Source organism: Paenibacillus sp. FSL R7-269, assembly GCF_000517865.1.
Lineage (GTDB): Bacteria > Bacillota > Bacilli > Paenibacillales > Paenibacillaceae > Paenibacillus_AQ.
This window is the reverse complement of sequence record NZ_ASPS01000012.1, coordinates 83561-101798: the sequence shown is the minus strand read 5'-3', so window position 1 is coordinate 101798 and position 18238 is coordinate 83561. Positions and strand designations below refer to the sequence as shown.

Sequence of the window (18238 nt, the reverse complement as noted above, 5' to 3'; positions counted from 1 at the left end):
GATAATTTATCACGTGAAACATAAAAATTCTTATATTTCAAATAAGGGATGCTAATCAGCCACCGGAAATACGGCTGATTAGCATCCCTTTGTCGTAAGCTCGTCCCATACTCAGTTCCCTTTGGCTACTGCAATTTTATGTCTGGCTGCGAACTGCTCCGGCGTGACCGCTTTGCCGAACAGCGCCTGGATCATATCCAGATGGACCTGGGCAGCATTCGGCTTCATCTGCACATCCGCGAACAAGGTAATACTGCTGGCATTGTTCAGTTCATTCAACAGATCCACGTATAGCTGCGGCAGCTTCTCATTCGTGGTATCGACCTTAGTCGCCGGAATCACTCCCGCACTCGTCACTGAAGCCTCGCCCCATTTGAAGACGAAGTATTCGACAAAAGCCTTAGCCTCCTCCTTCACCCTGGACGATTCCGCTACGAACAGTCCGACACCCGGACCGCCTACCCAGTCGCCCGAATTGCCCTTCCCGCCTTCCACCGTAGGGAATTTGAAGAAGCCGACCTTATCCTTGAAGGCCTGCGGAGTCTCCGGGTTGGTCGTGAAGTTGGGCAGCTCCCAGGTACCGGTCAGGTACATGGCCGCCTTTTCTTCCATAAATTCCGATTTGCCCTCATCATATGACAAGCCGTTGAAGCCGTTGTTGAAGGCGTTCATATCGACGAGGTTCTGTACTTCCGCCGCAGCCTGCACCAGTCCGGGATCATCGAAATAACCCGTCCCCTTCGTCGCCCGCTTCAGCGTCTCACTTCCGGCCATGCGGTCTGCCAGATACATATACCACAGCGAGCCTGTCCACCGGTCCTTATTGCCCAGCGCCACCGGAGGCACACCATGACCGGAGAGCACTCTCACAACTGCCTTGAACTCCTCATACGTTGAAGGCACCTGAAGATTATATTGGGCGAAGATTTCTTTATTATAAAAGATCGGTGAGATGTTCATCTCCAGAGGCAGCGCATAGGTCTTGTTATCAACAGCATAAGACTCTGTAGTGCTCTTCACGAATTTATCCTTAAGCTGCCCGCCGTTCAGGATGTCATCCAGCGGAGCGAATAATCCGCCTTTTACATAAGGCTCCATGAAGCCGGCCGCCCAGGTTATACCCACATCGGGAAGGTCATTGGAGGCGGAGAGCACCTTGAGCTTGCTTTTATACTGCTCATTCTCCAGCACATCCTGCCTGATGAGGATACCCGGATGCTCCTTCTCGTACTCTGCGATAATCTGGCTGACCAGCTTATACTGCTGCGCAGAGAGTCCGGCGGGCCAGATGTGCATCATATGAATAGTTTTTTTGGGGGAAGAGACGCCGTTAGCTGCGAGCGTACTATTATTGTCTCCCGCAGAGCCGCAACCCGTCAGAACAAGCAGCCAGGTACAGGCCAGAAGCAGCCCCTTGGTCATGTGATTCCTTCGCATTGCCTTGCCTCCCCATCTCACATTGCAAAAGGCCGAAATTGCCCATGTAATCGCTATCATTAAAATTCTAGCATCGTACCCTGAGGCAGATAAGGGCACACTTATTGGCTAAAATACCACATTTATTGGATCTCCTGAGTTCCTCCCTTCATCTGTTGACGGTATCGGCTAGGGCTTATGGCCTCCAAGGACTTGAAGACCTTAATGAAGTATTTATCCGTCCGGTACCCTACACGCTCTCCGATCTCCCCGACCGGCAGCGCAGTCTGGAGTAGTAGCTCCTTCGCCCGCTGAATCCGCAGACGGGACAGATATTCAGTGAAGGAAACCCCGGCCTGCTCCTTGAACAGCACACTGAAATAGCTGGCATTCAGGTGAATCAGCCCCGCTACCTCAGCCATCGTCAGCTGTTCGTGCAGATGCTGCTCCACATAGGCAATTGCCTCCTTCACCGGCTGCCCCATCCCGGACTGCTCCGGGTCAATCTCCAGCAGCTTGTGATCCACCAGCTTCTCCAGCTTCACATGGCGCTGCTGCTCCTCCTCCCGCTTCAGCGCATCCTCAACCACTGTCAGCAGCTCAGACTTGTCCAGCGGCTTCAGCAGATAATTGACCGCCCCCAGCCGCATCGCCTGCTGCACATAATCGAACTCCGCATAGCCGGAGATGACAATGATCACCGGCTTCCGGGGAGATTCCTGCAGCGAATGAATCAGATCCAGCCCGCTCACCTCCGGCATGCGCACATCTGTAATCAGCAGATGAACCCGCTCATGCCGCAGCCGCTCGCGCGCTTCCACCCCATTGTCACAGGTCTCCACGATATACCGGCCTGCCGCCCATACCTCCAGCGTCTGCTTAATCCCCTGACGCGTTCTTGGTTCATCATCTACGATTAGAATCGTCTTATTGCCCAGACTCATAGGTATCTCCTCCATTGCTTGGAATCTCAAACCTTATTACGGTCCCCTCAGACCGCCGGCTCTCCACGATCAGGCCTTCCGTCTGCATGTCCGCTTCCGCGTAGTACAGCTTCAGCCGCCGCTGCACATTCACCAGCCCCACTCCGCTGCCCTTGGCAGAGACCGGCGGCCCGCCATCCAGCGCATCGCGGAGCGCCAGCAGCGTAGCCTCATCCATACCCGGCCCGTTGTCCGACACCTCAACTGAGGTCCACCCCTTGCGGGAGGAGGGGCTGATGATCACTTCAATCGCGCCCTTGCCGACGCGGCTCTCCACTCCATGGAGAATCGCGTTCTCAACAATCGGCTGAATCAGCAGCTTGGGCACTGGTACAGCAGCCTCATGCGGGTCAAGCCTGATATCCCAGGACAGGCGTTCCCCCATCCGCATCTCCATAATCCGCAAATACCGCCTGATCTGCTCGACCTCTTCGCTCAGCGTTACCCATTCATCCTTGTTATGGGGGCTGCCGATAATGTAGCGGAACAGCCTGGACATCATCACCACTAATCCGGCCAGTTCCTCCTCCCCCTTCTCCTCCAGTGACCAGTTGAAGGCCTCCAGCGTATTGAACAGGAAATGGGGATTGATCTGCGCCTGCAAGGCTTTAAGCTCAGTCCGGCTCTGCAGGACCTCCTTCTCATAGACCACCCTGATCAAATCATTAATATTAGCCACCATACCGTTATAGGTATTATTCAGCTCCCGCAGCTCCATGGTAGATACCTTCTGCGAATTGGGGGTCAGCACCCCCATGCGGGATTTGCGCATCGCCCGGATCAGGTGAATGATCGGCCGGGTAATCATTGTCGACAACAGGAAGGATATTATCAGGAACAGCAGGGTTCCGATTCCGCCTGACACCAGCAGTACCGTCCGCAGCACAGACAGCCCCTTAGTGACATAGCTGACAGGCGTCAGCACCAGCAGTGTCCAGGAGGTCTTGTCCGAGCGCAGCTTGACCTGCACATACTCCTTGCCCCGGAAGCTGACCGTCTGATCGACGCTCTCCAGCAGCGGCAGCAGATCCTCCTGCGGTGTACCGCTGCTCCCGAGAAGCTGGCCTTCATCATTCACGAGCAGCACTGACTCCCCGCTATCGCTGCCGGAGAAGGGATCGTCGAGCTGGAAGTAGCTGCGCTGGATGCGGGCCATCAGGTAGCCCCCCCGTGAGAACCAGCGGTCCATCAGGCTGACCTGGCGGATCGCCAGCAGGCTCTGTTCATCATGCGGATCAACGCCGATCCAGACCAGCCGCCCCTTCTGGGCATTAGCCTCACTGATATGCTGCTCGTTAATTCTGCTCTCCAGGCTGCCTTCCTTAATCGGGAACAGCAGCCTGTAATCAGCGGTATATAGCTCCAGCGAGCCCACGCTCGGCATGTACGCCTGATAGCTGGAGACAATCTGCAGCAGCGACTGGCGCTGATTGAAGGACACCTCATTGCCGTCCAGCTCCTCCAGCAGCAGCTGCTGAACGGTAGGATGATTGGCCACCTGCTCCATCAGACCATCAATCTGACCGGTCAGCGCGTCCAGCCTTCCGTTGGCCTGAACCGCCGTCTGCTGGATATGCCGTTCGGCATTATTTTTGAGCAGAATAGAGACACGATCATACACAAATATCCCAGAAACCAGAATAATAATGAGCATCACCAGCAAAAAACCGATGAATATCTGATTGCGCAGTGTGTTGAGCTCTCTGAACCTCTGAAGCATCAGAATTCCCTCTTTCGTTGGCAGCGTTTCCAACTCTATTCTCCAAACCCCGGGAGTTTTGTCAAGATAAATCATTGCCCGCAGGGGAAAGACGGCCCAACAACAAATAGCCCTTAGCACAGTTCTCCCGGTTCAAGGAGCTGCCCTAAGGGCTTACAGAGAAGACTACCTAGATGAACATTAGCGGAGTAATCCATTCGAAATGCAGGGCCGCCCACAGCAGAGCCAGCAATACCGCGCCGATGCAGTAACTCATGACTTTGCGGCGGGTCGGCTCCAGATAAATATCCAGCGGAATCAAGATCAGAATCATACCAATTGCGATAATGTTAAACATAGGCTTATGATAAAAAATCCCCACTGCATTCAGGGCAACCGCAAGGAGCGTCAGAAGCAGAAAATATTGTCTCATAGCTCCATCATCCCTGTATTATCCATTATTGTCAAACAAAAAAAATAGCCCATTGCGGGCAAGGAACGGACTGCTGTACTAGGGTTGCTATTCTCTAATTCTATATGAACCGATCAGAGGGCGGCAGCCTAACGAATAGTAACGCTCTTCTTAATGGCCTTCGCGTCCAAATTCTTATTAACGAGCGTAGGCAGCATCTTCATGCTCCGGGTCATGGGTGAATTACATTGCCAGCAGGTCGGCACATGTTGGAACGCAAAGTTGTCGCGTATCCATCCGGTGCATTCTTCCTTGGTGCAGGACCAGATGGCTGTCTCTTCCTGTGGAAGATCTACCATCGCTTTTTTACGAAAATACATAAGTACCCCTCCTAATAGCTTGGTTAGTGCGTCCTACGGACTGTTGTGTCAGAACGGATGCTTATTCTTTCTCTTACCTAGTCATAAAAAAAACTGCCCTCAACTGATGTTAAGGGCAGTTTATTTGTGATATTACAGTTTTACAACGTTTTCAGCCTGTGGTCCACGAGCGCCTTGAGTTACGTTGAACTCAACGCGTTGGCCTTCGTCCAAAGATTTGAAGCCGTCGCCAGTGATTGCGGAGAAGTGTACGAATACGTCGCTTCCGCCTTCAACCTCGATAAAACCGAAACCTTTGTCTGCGTTGAACCATTTTACTGTACCTGTTTGCATGATATTACCTCCAAAGTTTATTTAACACATGTCCTTTTATTCCTACGTATTGTACGAACAAATAAAAATTCACACATTGGAAAAGGCTTCAAACACAAATTGATAACCTTTTACAATATGTGAATTAAGGGTTAAATTTATGATTAACTTCATTGTAGCACACTGTTTTCCCAAATGCAAAGGATTATTGCCAATTACCCAAAATAAATTTTAAATTTTAGAGAAACCTTGCCGGGCGCACGGGTTCTTGGAATCCGCCATGCACCTCCGGCTACAGGATTCAGTCGATATATCCGGCCAGTCCCTTGTCCATCAAGTAATCCATTTCTGCATCCAGAATAGTCTCCACCGTTAGCTCGTCCAGCTTCACATCGCGCTGCGCAGTCACATAGTCGACCAGATCATCATTATCGATATCAATCTCGCCTTTGGCATTGGCCTTGGCCTTATTGATGAACGCCTGCTCATGCTTCAGCACCAGCCGGATGACATCCGGGGCCACCTTCGTCTGTGCTGATAATACCTCCACCAGTTCCTGCTCGTTCACTTCATTACTCATCTTCGTTCGTCAGCTCCTTGGGTTCTGTGAACCCTGATTGTACCACAAGTCCCCTTCGTGCGCGCAGCCTCATCTCCACCAGGGAAGAACCGGATATCCGGCGGCCCCTGCGGTTACAGTCTCCCCGATTCTCGGCGTGGCCAACCGTACCCCTCTCAGCGCCGCAGCAGCCGAGATCCGTTCTGCCGGATCGGTCCAGTCATGCATCGACAGGGTGAATGCGCCCCAATGGATGGGGATCAGCAGACCTCCCTGCACATCGATGTGCGCCTCGACAGTCTGTTCCGGCAGCATATGGATATCTGCCCAGCGCGGATCGTATTGGCCGCATTCCATCAGCGTGAGATCGAAGGGACCATACGTACGTCCGATCTCGGCAAAATGCGGGCCATACCCGCTGTCTCCGCTGAAGAAGACCTTGGTCTTCTCCCCTTGAATAATCCAGGAGCACCACAGTGTAGTGTTGCGGTCCAGCAAACTCCGGCCCGAGAAATGTCGTGCCGGGGCGCAGGTGAAGGTAATCCCTGCATAGCTGAGCGTATCGCCCCAGTCCTGCTCACGGATCTTCTCTGCGGCCACCCCCCAGCGGCGCAGATGGGCGCCAACGCCCAGTGGTACAATGAACAGTCCCACTTTATCCTTCAACTGGCGGATGGTCCCATAGTCCAGATGATCATAATGATCATGGGAGAGCACCACCGCATCCAGCTGCGGCAGAAGGGCAGCCTCCAGCGGAAGCTGCTTGCTGTAGCGGCGGCCGCCAATGAACGGAAACGGTGACGGTGCATGGCCCAGCATAGGGTCGAGGAACAGGTTCAGGCCGTCCATCTCCAGCAGCACCGCTGAATGCCCGAACCAGGTAACCCGGGTGTCGCGGCCCTGTCCAATAGAGGACGGCGACAGCGGCTGCGGCTGAAGAGGCTCAGCGGGTCTGGAGTGAGGGTTGCCCTTAATGAAGTCTCTCAGAATGGAGAGTCCGCTGCCTCCGGCCTTCTCACCGCTCAGGTCTGCAGTCTGCGGATAAGCAAATTTGCCCTTGCTGTAATGGGCGGAACGGAGGTTACGGGCCTTCTCCTGCGTCCCGGCCCTCCGCCCGAACGCCGGATAGACGGTCATGAGAAGATACGCAGCGGCAACAACTGCAAGCAGAATGGAACCAATAATAATCAGGGTCATGCGGTAATCCTTCTTTCTGCGGGTTCGTGCCGCATCTCCTATTTCGCCTGGCCCAGCTTGCGGGCAACGATGAGAATAAGCAGCAGCGAGACCGCAATAATAATGGCATTGAAGCCCCAGCGGCCCTGAAGCCACCAGCTTGTGCCGGGCAGATCTGCTGCCGTTACCGGTACCAGGGTCTCTGCACCCAGCGCAGCCTGCACAAGCTTCTCCCCGCCGATCCGGTCTTTGAAATTAATAATATCATACTGCGGAGCGGTTGCCAGCGCATTGCCATAGAGCAAGGAATACGGCATCTTCTCCCCGCCCGCGAATACAAGCCGGTCTACCAGATATTCGATCTTAATATCTGTGATGGAGATGGGGGCATCATCCAGATTGTAGATAACCACACGCAGGCTATTAGATGAGGCTGGGGCCTCCGGCTGAATCTCCGTCCGGGAGATCCGGGTATCCTTGAAGTCCAGCCGGTACAGCTCTCCGCTTCCGGTGACCGGTATCTTAATCCCGGCACTGTCATACAGCTCATAGCGCCGCAGGAAATTCCCGGTGCTGCCGAGCATCACCTTCCCAATCTTCAGCCGGTCCGTGTTGCTTATCATGATCTCGGTACGGTTCTCCACCTGCTTAATCTCTGTCTGCGGCGTCTTCTGCCGCATGAATGCAGCCGTACTCCACTCCCGGCTGCTGTCTACCAGGGTCAGGCCGGGGAACTCCAGCCCTTCCGGGTTGTTCTTCACTACAAGCCGGTAATAGCCGAACTTGTAGCTGCGCTCCAGCGTAATGCTGTCCGCACTTAACCCGCTTGTGGCATACAGATCCCCTGTGCCGAGCTGCTCCCAGGCCTGCCCGTCATAGCCTCCCCATACCTCCACATGCTTCAGGAAGGATTCTGCGGGCAACTCGAACACCAGTCGGTTCCCCTGAATATCGACATCCTCGGCAAGCGGCTTAATCTGATAATCCAGCAGGGTATCCGTTCCTTTCACTGCCTTGTGAATCAATTCTGAGGCATAGACCGCGCTATGCTCCTCCACCGTCTCCGCTCCGCTCTCCATATAATAGGGAACCGGAGCGCCGGTGCTGTCCTGTATACGCAGATCACGCAAGTCCTCTGCCGCCGAACGGTACACCGCTTCATCAAGATACAATTCATAGTACGGAGCCGCCTCCGGCACGGAGATTTCGCGAGAGAACTTCCATTGCCCGCCGTCCGTCTTCTCCGCTCCGCCGGATGCCGCTGCCGCACTGTGCGCCGGGAAGGTGCCGGAACCCAGCACGAGTCCGCCCAATACAGCGAGCAGCACAGCCGCCCTAGCTCTCCGGCCTGTCTTGCTCAGCAAGCGCATAAGCTTCCTCCATTCTGACTGTTATCCGCTGATAGAGGTAGGATATCCCCAGCAGGCAGAGTCCGAAGCTGAAATAAGCGATGATCTTGCTGCCGGTATTCAGCAGAGTCAAGTCATAGAGCAACAGCTTGCCGGTTGCCAGCAGGGACAGCGCCAGTCCGAAGCGGCGGATATACAGATATCTTTTCCAGAAGCCGTACATAATGAACAGCACAGCCAGCAGCAGATAGAGCAGACTGAAGGCCAGCCCGCCGTCACGTACCTGCATCTGCACTCCCAGGAACGCCGTAACCATCACCAGCAGATAGATACCCATAGCTACCGGATACAGCTCTATATTCTTATAATCGCGCAGCAGCGTTGTCCGCAGCAGCCTTGCACTGCTGAACCATACGAATACATTGAACAGAATAAGCAGACCCAGCGCCGCTACATCGGCAGCAGTGCTGCCGGACCACCCTTCCGGAAGACTGGGCAGACCCAGCGTAATGCCGATACAGACCGCATAGGCAATCCCGTGCAGCACCAATACCATAATGCCGACCACCTTGTCATACAGAACATTCACCTTCGGAAGCGCATAAGCCAGTCCAGAGGTAAGCAGACCCGCCAGCAGCAGCTTGTAAAAGGCATTGTGCGCCATATCCTCCGGCACCATCCAGTCGTACAGGCGCAATGCTTCATACACTGCATACCCGTAGAAATTGACGATAGCCGCATATTTGAACCATACGGTAGCCTGCACCTCCGCAGGCGTACTGCGGAGCAGCGTCTCCTGATTCGAATAACGGATGGCATACAATAAGGCTACAATCACCATTCCCGCCGTAATAAATGTATATTTCAGATCGAAATAGGAGTTCGTGTAGTAGATGACCGCATTATAATCCGAGAGCTGCAGCAGAACGTCGAATCCGAAGAAGGTCAGCAGACAGAGGGAAAGGATGCCCCAGCCTGAGCGTTCTGCCATTTTGAAGCGGTACAGATGTCCGTAGACCGTAAGCGCCACGCCTTCCACCAGCCAGCCGATCGACCACCAGGCCGCTCCCAGCTGGAACGGAATCATCAGGATGGCGAAGGTCAGTGAGGTGACATAGAAGAGCAGACGGCTCTCGCGTTCCTCGGGCATCTGCTTCTCCAGCAGCACGCCAAGCCCCAGATACATGAGGCAGAAGGCCAGCGCCAGCGCGCCTGTGAATTCATCCAGCCCGGCATTCATGAACAGAAGATACAGCGTTATGCAGCTAACGAGCGTATTACAGCCCAGCAGGCCGAAGTCCAGCCAGTTAAGCTTCGTCTTGAACTTGAACGGATACCAGAGTGTAATCCCCAGATACATGGCGAAGGTCAGCACAGCGCAGAGAATGCCCGCGGCGTAGCTATCCGCCAGATAAATCAGCAGCAGGATAGACGGCGTGTTGAACAGGAAGCTGATGTAATTGACAACCACCCAGCGCTTGCGCAGAGAGATCAGCAGAATCAGCAGGTTCAGCACGAACAGATACCCCATTGCCGCATACACTGCACTGCCCTCCAGCCCGAAGGCTCCAATATAAGAGAAGAGCGGCAGATACCCTCCTACAAGCCCCATAGAACAGATCGTCCGTGACTCATAGCGCAGCGACAGCAGCACAGCGGACAGCGTAACCAGCACCGACAGGCCGATCCCGGCCCATAACCCGATAATCTCCAGCAGAAAATAACTGTAAAATATCGAGCCGTACAGCACCGACACCCCGCCGCCAATCAGCCCCAAAGCGAAGGCTCCCCGCCCCTTGCGGAACAGCCACTCCCCGCCCGCCAGCATGACTGCCCCCAGCAGGAAGAAGGCGCTGCCCTTCATATAATCATTGAACCAGGTGGAGTAAGTGTATCTGAACCCGGCGCCCACTGCCAGGATCAGCAGCAGAATCCCCAGGCGGTTGATCCAGTTCAGGCCGATCTTCATTTCGATCCGGTTCTGCTTACGGCGGCGCAGCAAGGTCTCCTCGTCAACCCCTTCGGCGGTCAAATCATCCAGACCGCTGTCTATCGTCCCTCTGAGCGAACGTTCTGCCTCCCGTTGCCATTGTCTGCGCAGCAGAATACTCTCATTCAGCTTCGCCTGCACCTCATCCAGAATATAAGTGATCTGGGTCTTTTCCTGGCCCAGCTCGCGGGTCCCGATACTGTACATCTGCTCTATACGCCGCTTCGCGTCCTGCTCGAAGGACGTCAGCCGGTCGAGGTACGCATGATCCCGTGAGGCAAAATAAGTCTGCAGCTTCTGCCGCGATACCCGCAGAATACCCAGCTTCTCATCCAGAATCTGCTCCGCCAGCGCAGTCCGCAGCTCTGAGTTGTCGCGCTCAAGCCTCGCCGCCTGAGCCTTCAGCTCCGCCAGGCTCTGCCTGGTTGCCCCATTTTCCCGTCTTAACACTTCGTTCTCGCGGACGAGATCACTGCTCTCGTATTCTTCAATTAAAGACTGGTATTCCTTCAAAAGCCCGTCCTGCTGCTGCTGCACAGCCCTCATCCGATCTCTGAAATCCTCCATAGCCGCCCCCCAGTATCTGCTAATCGGCAAATTGTTAATATATTGATATTACTATATTTCTAATTACCACCACAGACCTAACAAAAACCACATTACTTAGTTAAGATCCTGTCACATTTTTGTCTTGGCAGACCTTATAGGTTTATTATTGTTGTATATTCGGGAGATGGGGAGAATCGGACATTGAAACTGAACCTGCACAAACCGCAAAAACGTTATATCCTCATCCTGTTGCTGCTGGTGGTCCTCCTGCCTGTGCCGTTTAGACATAAGGCGACGACCAAGCTGAACATTACCGGGCTGGATGGAGTCAAAATCACGACAGATGCCTACGCGCTGACAGCGGATCACAAGCTGATGGTGGATAAAGACCTCGCTGAACGGATTCTGCATGCGCGTATCGGCTGGGAGAAGGAGGCTCCGCTCCCCAAGGGTGTGTACTACAAGGATCATGTGGCGGTACTCATGTATCACCATCTGACGGAAACCCCGTTAATGCTCTATCCCGGCGTATTACCCGCCGCACAGTTCGATGAGCAGATGCAGCTGCTGAAGCAGGAGGGCTTCCATGTCATTACGATGAAGCAGTACCGGGAATTCATGCTTGACCGCGCGCCGGTTCCCGATAATGCGGTTCTATTGACGTTCGATGACGGCTATGAGAGCTTTTATAAGCTGGCGTTTCCCATTCTGCAAAAGTACGGCTACACTGCAGTGAACTTCATCATTGTCTCCGATGTGGACAACACTAATAAGCATCAGGTGCCCAAGCTGACCTGGGAGCAGATGCGGGAGATGAAGCGCGCCGGAATGGGCTTTTATAATCATACGTATAATCTGCATTATTATGCAGTGGTCGATGCAGAGGGCGGCACCCGCCCGGCGGCGAGCTCCCTGCTGTACATTCATGACGAGAACCGGAATGAACTGAATGAAGAATACTACAGAAGAGTAACCGGGGACCTCGCTCATGCAGAGCGCAGGCTGAAAGAAGAATTGGACAATACGGATTCGGCTATCGCTTTCCCTTACGGTTCCTATAACGAAAAGCTGCTGGAAATCTGCGATTCACTCGGCATCCATCTGAAATTCAATATCGGGCTGGGCCTCGGCTCCAGAACTACGCTGAATGCTCCACGGATCAATGAAGGGAACCGGACACTCACGCCAGAGCTGTCCATCCAGCAGCTGAAGCAATTCGAGCCGCCGATGATTCTGACCGTGAACGGGAGGAGGGTTCTCCTTACCGGAACTCCGCCGGAGCTGCGGAACGGGAAAGTCATGATTCCGCTAGATGCACTATGCTCCGAGCTAGGCGTAGCGATCCATTACGACCGCAGCAGCACGGTCCTGAAGCTGACGCGTCTCAGCCAGAACAAGCCCGGGTGAGGCCGCGCCTATCGCTTCACACCTGATTCGGGGAGGAAAGGATCAACGTGTAAACCCGCCGCCCCCTACCCCTTAGCCGCCTGACGCACCAGCGGTTCGCGGCCTAAGGTTACCCGGTTCTTCCCGGTAGCCTTGGACAGATAGAGGGCCTCGTCCGCCTCGCGGTACAGATCCTCGAAGGTCACATCCGCTTGATCCGTAAAAGCAATGCCGATGCTCACCGTAAGCTGGATGTGATGTCCCCCGTCCAGCTCAACGATGTGCTCGCCCATAGCGGTGCGGAAGCTCTCTGCCTCCTTCAAGGCCGCAGCTTCGCTGCCGGCGGAGAAGCAGACGGCGAACTCTTCGCCGCCTACGCGCCCGGCAATCCCTTTGTTATGATATACCTGCATAATCTTGCCAGATAAATCCACCAGCGCCTGATCACCGGCCATGTGTCCGTATGTATCATTAATTAATTTGAAATCATCGATGTCGAACAGCAGCAAGGCCATACCCGCGCCGATCTGCGCAGAGTAATTCTGTACCAGCCTCATGAAATGCCTGCGGTTGTACAGCCCGGTCAGATCGTCCACCGTGGCCTGATGCAGCAGCTCCCGCTCATACCTCTTCTTCTCGCTAAGATCACTGAAGACCAGCAGCATCCCCGCCCCCTTCCCCCGGACCTGCTCCGTAGCAATGAGCGCCACTCCATAACAGGACCCGCTCCGGCCGGGAGGCTCGATTTCAAACTGCCCCTCCCGCCGCTCGGCATAGCAGACCGACAACTGTCCGTGCTGCCTGAGCAGCGGCTGAATGCTAGTACCCATCCAGGTCGCCGGCTTCTCCTCCAGCAGCTCGGAGAGCATAGCATCTGCCGCCTCATTCACATCCATGATGTAATCATAGCGGTCCGTCAAGACGATGCCGTCCTTCATATTCTCGAAGATTTTATTCTTAGCCAGCGGATATAAGGACAATCTGGGATCGCGGAACAAGGTGAGGTAAGCGGCCACGATTGGCGGCAAGTAGGTGAAGGCTGTGAAACCTGTAATCGTAATCTGCAGCAGCGGAAGCAGGAACACCGACAGGACTGGCACCAGCAGACTGAATAACAGCAACGCATTATGGCGGAAATAATACTTAGACCCATTCAGGAGAGAGATGGCCAGCAAATACACAGCATACAGTCCGAATAACTGATCGTACGCGATGAGGATCATACTGAGAACCGTGGGCTTCACTACGATTCCGGTAACACCAGCCACCGTAGCCAGTCCGACCTCGCTACGCATCAGATGATGGTAGGAGTCAGTGAAGATCAGCAGCACATCAAGCACCGCCGGGATACAAAAGTAAATAAGCCTCTTGGACAAACCCTCAGAGGAACGGGATACATACTCTTTAATAACCGCATAGGTGAAGATCGCACTCAAAAAAAGCGGGCCCTGCTGCACATTCTTCCACCATAGCTTCGCCGCGAAGGAACCGGGTAGAATCTCTCCGGCCGTAGCTGCGAAGATCATGCTGACCAGCAGCATCAATATCCATAAATAGCATCTTCCTGGTGTATGGCGATGCCGGTAAGAACCGATGCCCATGTAGAGACTTAGAACGCTGCCCATTACCAAGTAAAACGGATAACCCTGCATCCACGGCATGTCATATTTCTCCTATTTTTGAGATTGATTTGCCTTATTATATCCTACTCTTTCGTACAAATGAATCTTTCTTACAAAAGTAAGTACGCAAAACAAAGAGGATACTCCTTCACCATCTGCATGGATGCGGGAATATCCTCTATAGGAATACCATTATTTCTTCTGAGCGAGACGTTGTTTGAACTTGTCAACGCGGCCGCCAGTTTCGGTATCTCTTTGTTTACCTGTGTAGAACGGGTGGGATGCAGAGCTGGAGTCTACACGGATCACTGGGTAAGTGTTGCCGTCTTCCCATTCCATTGTTTCACCGGATGATTTGGTGGATGAGCTCAGGAATTTGTAGCCTACGCTAGCATCGAAGAAAATAACCTGGTTGAACTTAGGGTGTATGCCTTGTTTCATTGTAGTAACCTCCTTTCCGAACTAATACAACTTATGAAGAAGTATTGAAGCCATCTCTTGGTCTATTTGAACAATCCGGTTAGACGAAGGGAGATGCGTAAATCTTCCGATTTTTACACGCCATACTATCATACGTGAAATGAGCCGCTGAGTCAAGAGCCTGTCCTAGAGCGATTTCACCATTCCGCCGTCGATCAGCAGGGACTGTCCGGTAATATACGTATTCGCAAAAGAACCGAGGAATACGGCCGCCTTGCCGAACTCCTCCGGCGTGCCGGTTCTTCCCAGCGGAATCGCCTTCAGGGCTTCCTCCTGAATCTGTGCAAGCGTGATGCCCTGCGCGTCCGCCCGCTTGCCGTCAAGCTGGAGTATCCGGTCTGTGCCGATCCGTCCGGGGGCCAGGCTGTTGATCAGGATGCCCTCCGGGGCAAGCTCTGTAGCCAGGCTCTTGTTCAGCGCGCTCACGCCTGCGCGGAACACGTTCGAGAGAATCAGCCCGGCGATGGGCTGCTTGATCGAGACCGAGCTGATGCTGACGATCCGCCCTCCCCCTGCGCTGCGCATATGCGGCAGTGCCTCGCGGATCAGGCGGACCGCGCTCATCAGCGTAAGCTCGAAGCCGCCGCTCCAGTCAGCGTCGGCCATATCCCCGAAGCTGCCGCCCGGAGGCCCGCCGGCGTTCGTGACCAGCACCTCCAGGCCGCCGCCGAATTCGGCGGCCGTCCGCACCGCCCGGGTAATCTCCTCCGGGCGGGTCACATCCAGCTCCGCTACGGCGATCCTCTGTCCCGTAGCCTCACGGATCGCCTGCCGCGCCGTCTCCAGCTGCGGCAGGCTCCGGCTGGCAATCGTCACCCGCGCCCCTTCACGGGCATACTCCAGGGCGGTCGCCAGACCCAGCCCCTTGCTTGCCGCCGCAACGAGCACCGATTTCCCCTCAAGACCCAAATCCATCGTCCAGTCCTCCTGTCAGATTGGTTGCAGGATTTCCTGCTCCCACTCATTATACATCGTATTCCAGTTCCTTTTTGGCCTGGACAATGAAATCGAGCGGATTCTCGATGGTGTCCGCCGCATATTCCACTGCACCGATCTTCAGCCCCAGGGTGACCTTGTACTTGCCGGAGAACTCCGAGTCATTCAGGTCCTGCAGCCGCTGTTTGATCCGCTCAATGACAATCTTGGCCCCTTCCCGGTCCGTGAAGAGCAGCAGGCCCCAGGTAGCATCCTCCTTGTCCAGCAGATACAGCGCATCATTGGTACGAATGCTAGACTGGCTGAGCTGCGAGACATCATAGATGGCTTCGGACAGCTGCTCCTCCGGGATCAGGCGGCGGATCTCATTCCAGTATTTCACCTTCACCACAAGCAGCGTCAGCGGGATTTTATAACGGACCGAGATTCCGGTGAACAGGCTGGCATCCTTCTGAAAAGAAATGCTGTTGCGCAGATCCGTATTCTCATCTACCGCAGCCAGATTACTCGTGCGCTTCAGCAGCCGTTCATTCTCCGCCTGCAGCTCACGGGTGCTTGTGGTGAAGACCCACAATACCACCGTAAGCAGCGGGGTCATAATCAGCCAGAAATACGTCTCTACACCGATAGAAGCGCCTTGGGAGACCGTCTGATAGACCACGAAGAAGCCGTAGCCGAAGACAAACGCCAGATTCAGCGTCAGTCCCGCCGTGACCGTGGTGAAATACGTGACCAGCGCCAGGATGAACGATACATTCAGAATAATAATGTTCTGAACGTAGTTATCCGGTGAGCCCGCGATATATACGATGCAGGCAAAGATCAGGACCAGAAAGGCCAGGAAGCCCAGATCCGAGGTTAGACTGCTGCGGTTACGTCTCACGCTTGATCACCACGTTTCTTCTTATGTTTGCGCAGCATCAGAATCAGCGCCACGACCACCAGCGTCACAATCATAACCGCTGCCGTCACGAAGCCCAGCACATCACTGCGCTCCATCACCCGCGAGACCAGCGAGTCCGCCTTGGCACCGGAGACCGTCTTGAAGCGGTAGGCATTCACCGTGCCGTCCTTATCCGCCACAACGCCGTCACCGTACACCCTCCACCTGTCCTTCTCGCTCCCGATCAGCTTGGAGACTAAGAAGTAGCTCTCGGAGCTAACCGCAGTGACTGCAAGCAGGCCGCGTCCGCTCTCGTAAGGAGATTCCAGGAGCTGGAGCGTGCCGATGGCGGCTCCGTACTGCTCGTCCAGGGCGATTTTCTCATTGGAGAGGAGGGTTGATCCGTCTTTGTTATACTTGAAAAAGAGCTTGCCGTTGTTGTCACGGATCACCTTATTATTCTTATAGCTCCCGATCGCAATAATATTATTGTCCTTCAGGTTATCCGCTGTTGCGTTATCGCTATAAAAGTGGACATCACCGGTATTTCCTCCGGCAAACTGCCCGAGCATATTGAAGACATTCCCGAGGCTCCGGTAGGTGTAATCATCTTTCTCCTCCGGCAGCACCACCGCCACACGGTTGAAGATGCCGTCCCGCAGGAACGGATAAGGGTAATTGCTCAGCAGGAGGTCGGTGCGGTCCTTCGTGTTCAGACGCATCAGTGATTCCTTGCTGATGTAAGCCCACGGCATCTGCTCTTTGTTCGGTGTACAGAGCATGCTCGCAAGCTCCAGATCGAAAGCCACCGTCACGGTGAAGTTGCCGGAGATATTCAGGCTCTGCGGCACATTCAGATTCAGCACATCGCCGTTCGCCAGCTCCTTCGTCAGCTTCTTGCTGCCAATGGGCGTATTATTGATGCTCACCGTCACCAGGGAACGGTTGAAGTCCAGATTCGCCGCATACCGGAAATCCAGGCTGATTCTGCCGTCATCCGCAATGGAGCGATTGGACGGGAGGGAGACGAAATACGTCTGCTCCTGATGATTCGGCCCGGTGAGCTTGTCCCCCGTCTCCGTGAACGTAATGTTCGAGCTGATGGCCGGCGCAGGGTTGACTACATCGGTAGCATTAGTAACAACCTTCAGATCCTTGCGGAGCTGGCTCATCAGCTCCCGGCTTGCCATCAGCCGTCCGGCCTTGATCAGCAGGCTCTCGTCCTTGGAGGTCACGACCAGCGTAGGCAGGGAATCCTTATTGACCAGCTGAATGACCGCATGGGTGCCGAGATCGTCCGCCGTACTTACCAGCTTCTTCACTCGTTCCGGCAGATGATCATACGTAGCTACCAGCACTACTGCACTCTTGTCCTTGACGGTATCCTCGCGGTAAGGCAGCAGCGGAATGGTTCTGTCGTTCAATGTGTTGCCTTTGGCGAATCCCGAGAGGGCGTAGGCAGCGCTCTCCAGCTCTGCCCCGCTGGCGTTCTGCGGCACGGCGAGCAGGCTTTGTGCATTTTTTACCATATCCATTCCTGAGAATCTGGCACTGAAATCCTGAATGCCTCCAGTAATGGGCTTCGGCGTATAATTCACCGCAATGTTCGATGTGTTGAACAGATGCAGCCAGCTGTCCTGCATATCATCGATATTACAAAGCTCATAGCCGCCCGTCGTGGTTCTTAAGCTCCCCTGTATCCTTAGCGTGTTACTCCCCTTCGTCAGGAACCCTTTGGGCGCTTCCACGCTCAGGCTCTGCTGTCCGTTATTATCCAGGGACGGCCGGAAGGAATAGAACGGAATACCGTTCAGCGACAGTGTTACGCTCGACAGCTTATCCTCACTGATCTGTGAGGTCTGGAATTGCAGATTGATCATCACCTTATCCACATTCCAGTAATCCATGACTGTGAAGAACTGCTGCTGGGAGCTTGCGCCCCTCAGCGAGACGTCGCTGCCCGTGAACAGCGTCTCATACGTTGCTCCGGCTTCACCGGGAAGCACCGCCGCCTGCGCCGCAGGGATTTGAACCAGGAGGAGGGAGAGGCAGAGCAGCACTGTTAGAATCTGTTTTTTCATCATGTTCCGTATCTCCTGACATCTT

At 54.4% G+C, this 18238-nt stretch carries 16 protein-coding genes; 1 reads left to right on the top strand and 15 read right to left on the bottom strand.

The annotated features are described in order from the left end of the window. Window positions 1–111 precede the first annotated feature (111 nt). From C162_RS05110 to C162_RS05065, 10 genes are all read right to left on the bottom strand, one after another. On the bottom strand, window positions 112–1437 hold the full coding sequence (locus C162_RS05110; protein ID WP_036691985.1) for an extracellular solute-binding protein: 1326 nt from the start codon (window positions 1435–1437) through the stop codon (window positions 112–114). Between the two features lie 122 nt (window positions 1438–1559). Then, the gene (locus tag C162_RS05105; RefSeq protein ID WP_036691982.1) at window positions 1560–2360 is read right to left on the bottom strand and encodes a response regulator transcription factor; all 801 of its coding nucleotides are present in this window, start codon (window positions 2358–2360) and stop codon (window positions 1560–1562) included. Further along, window positions 2344–4119, bottom strand: coding sequence for a cache domain-containing sensor histidine kinase (locus C162_RS05100; protein ID WP_036692223.1), 1776 nt, complete (start codon window positions 4117–4119; stop codon window positions 2344–2346). Before C162_RS05100 ends, C162_RS05105 begins: the two co-directional genes overlap by 17 nt. A 169-nt stretch (window positions 4120–4288) precedes the next feature. Next, entirely contained in the window at window positions 4289–4531 is a 243-nt protein-coding gene (locus C162_RS05095) for a hypothetical protein (RefSeq protein WP_036691980.1), read from the bottom strand. Window positions 4532–4659: 128 nt separating this feature from the next. Then, on the bottom strand, window positions 4660–4890 hold the full coding sequence (locus C162_RS05090; RefSeq protein ID WP_036691977.1) for a cold-shock protein: 231 nt from the start codon (window positions 4888–4890) through the stop codon (window positions 4660–4662). Window positions 4891–5022: 132 nt separating this feature from the next. Beyond that, window positions 5023–5223 carry a cold-shock protein gene (locus C162_RS05085; protein WP_019914790.1) on the bottom strand — a complete coding sequence of 67 codons (201 nt, stop codon included), beginning with the start codon at window positions 5221–5223 and terminating at the stop codon, window positions 5023–5025. A 280-nt stretch (window positions 5224–5503) separates the two neighbouring features. Beyond that, a complete protein-coding gene (locus tag C162_RS05080) occupies window positions 5504–5782 on the bottom strand; it encodes a hypothetical protein (protein ID WP_036691975.1) in 279 nt (92 codons plus the stop codon). Between the two features lie 69 nt (window positions 5783–5851). Continuing rightward, a complete protein-coding gene (locus tag C162_RS05075) occupies window positions 5852–6958 on the bottom strand; it encodes an MBL fold metallo-hydrolase (protein WP_036691972.1) in 1107 nt (368 codons plus the stop codon). A gap of 38 nt (window positions 6959–6996) precedes the next feature. Then, window positions 6997–8307 carry a DUF3999 family protein gene (locus tag C162_RS05070; RefSeq protein ID WP_036691970.1) on the bottom strand — a complete coding sequence of 437 codons (1311 nt, stop codon included), beginning with the start codon at window positions 8305–8307 and terminating at the stop codon, window positions 6997–6999. Continuing rightward, window positions 8273–10843, bottom strand: coding sequence for a DUF2339 domain-containing protein (locus C162_RS05065; RefSeq protein ID WP_036691967.1), 2571 nt, complete (start codon window positions 10841–10843; stop codon window positions 8273–8275). The genes C162_RS05070 and C162_RS05065 overlap by 35 nt, the downstream gene beginning before the upstream one ends. A gap of 183 nt (window positions 10844–11026) precedes the next feature. Here C162_RS05065 and C162_RS05060 point away from each other — a divergent pair, with 183 nt between their 5' ends. Then, window positions 11027–12232 (top strand): polysaccharide deacetylase family protein, encoded by a 1206-nt coding sequence (locus C162_RS05060; RefSeq protein ID WP_051493243.1) that lies wholly within the window; start codon window positions 11027–11029, stop codon window positions 12230–12232. A gap of 65 nt (window positions 12233–12297) precedes the next feature. Here the strand turns inward: C162_RS05060 and C162_RS05055 are convergent, their stop codons facing one another. The 5 genes from C162_RS05055 to C162_RS05035 all read right to left on the bottom strand — a co-directional run bounded on the left by C162_RS05055 (window position 12298) and on the right by C162_RS05035 (window position 18216). Continuing rightward, a complete protein-coding gene (locus tag C162_RS05055) occupies window positions 12298–13872 on the bottom strand; it encodes a sensor domain-containing diguanylate cyclase (protein ID WP_036691965.1) in 1575 nt (524 codons plus the stop codon). A 153-nt stretch (window positions 13873–14025) separates the two neighbouring features. After that, a complete protein-coding gene (locus C162_RS05050; RefSeq protein ID WP_036691962.1) occupies window positions 14026–14274 on the bottom strand; it encodes a type B 50S ribosomal protein L31 in 249 nt (82 codons plus the stop codon). Window positions 14275–14439: 165 nt separating this feature from the next. Beyond that, window positions 14440–15228, bottom strand: a complete 789-nt coding sequence (locus tag C162_RS05045; protein ID WP_036691960.1) for an SDR family oxidoreductase — start codon at window positions 15226–15228, stop codon at window positions 14440–14442. A 49-nt stretch (window positions 15229–15277) separates the two neighbouring features. Next, window positions 15278–16132 carry a diguanylate cyclase domain-containing protein gene (locus tag C162_RS05040; RefSeq protein ID WP_036691958.1) on the bottom strand — a complete coding sequence of 285 codons (855 nt, stop codon included), beginning with the start codon at window positions 16130–16132 and terminating at the stop codon, window positions 15278–15280. After that, complete coding sequence (locus C162_RS05035; RefSeq protein ID WP_051493242.1) at window positions 16129–18216, bottom strand: cellulose biosynthesis cyclic di-GMP-binding regulatory protein BcsB; 2088 nt, start codon at window positions 18214–18216, stop codon at window positions 16129–16131. Before C162_RS05035 ends, C162_RS05040 begins: the two co-directional genes overlap by 4 nt. Window positions 18217–18238 lie beyond the last annotated feature (22 nt).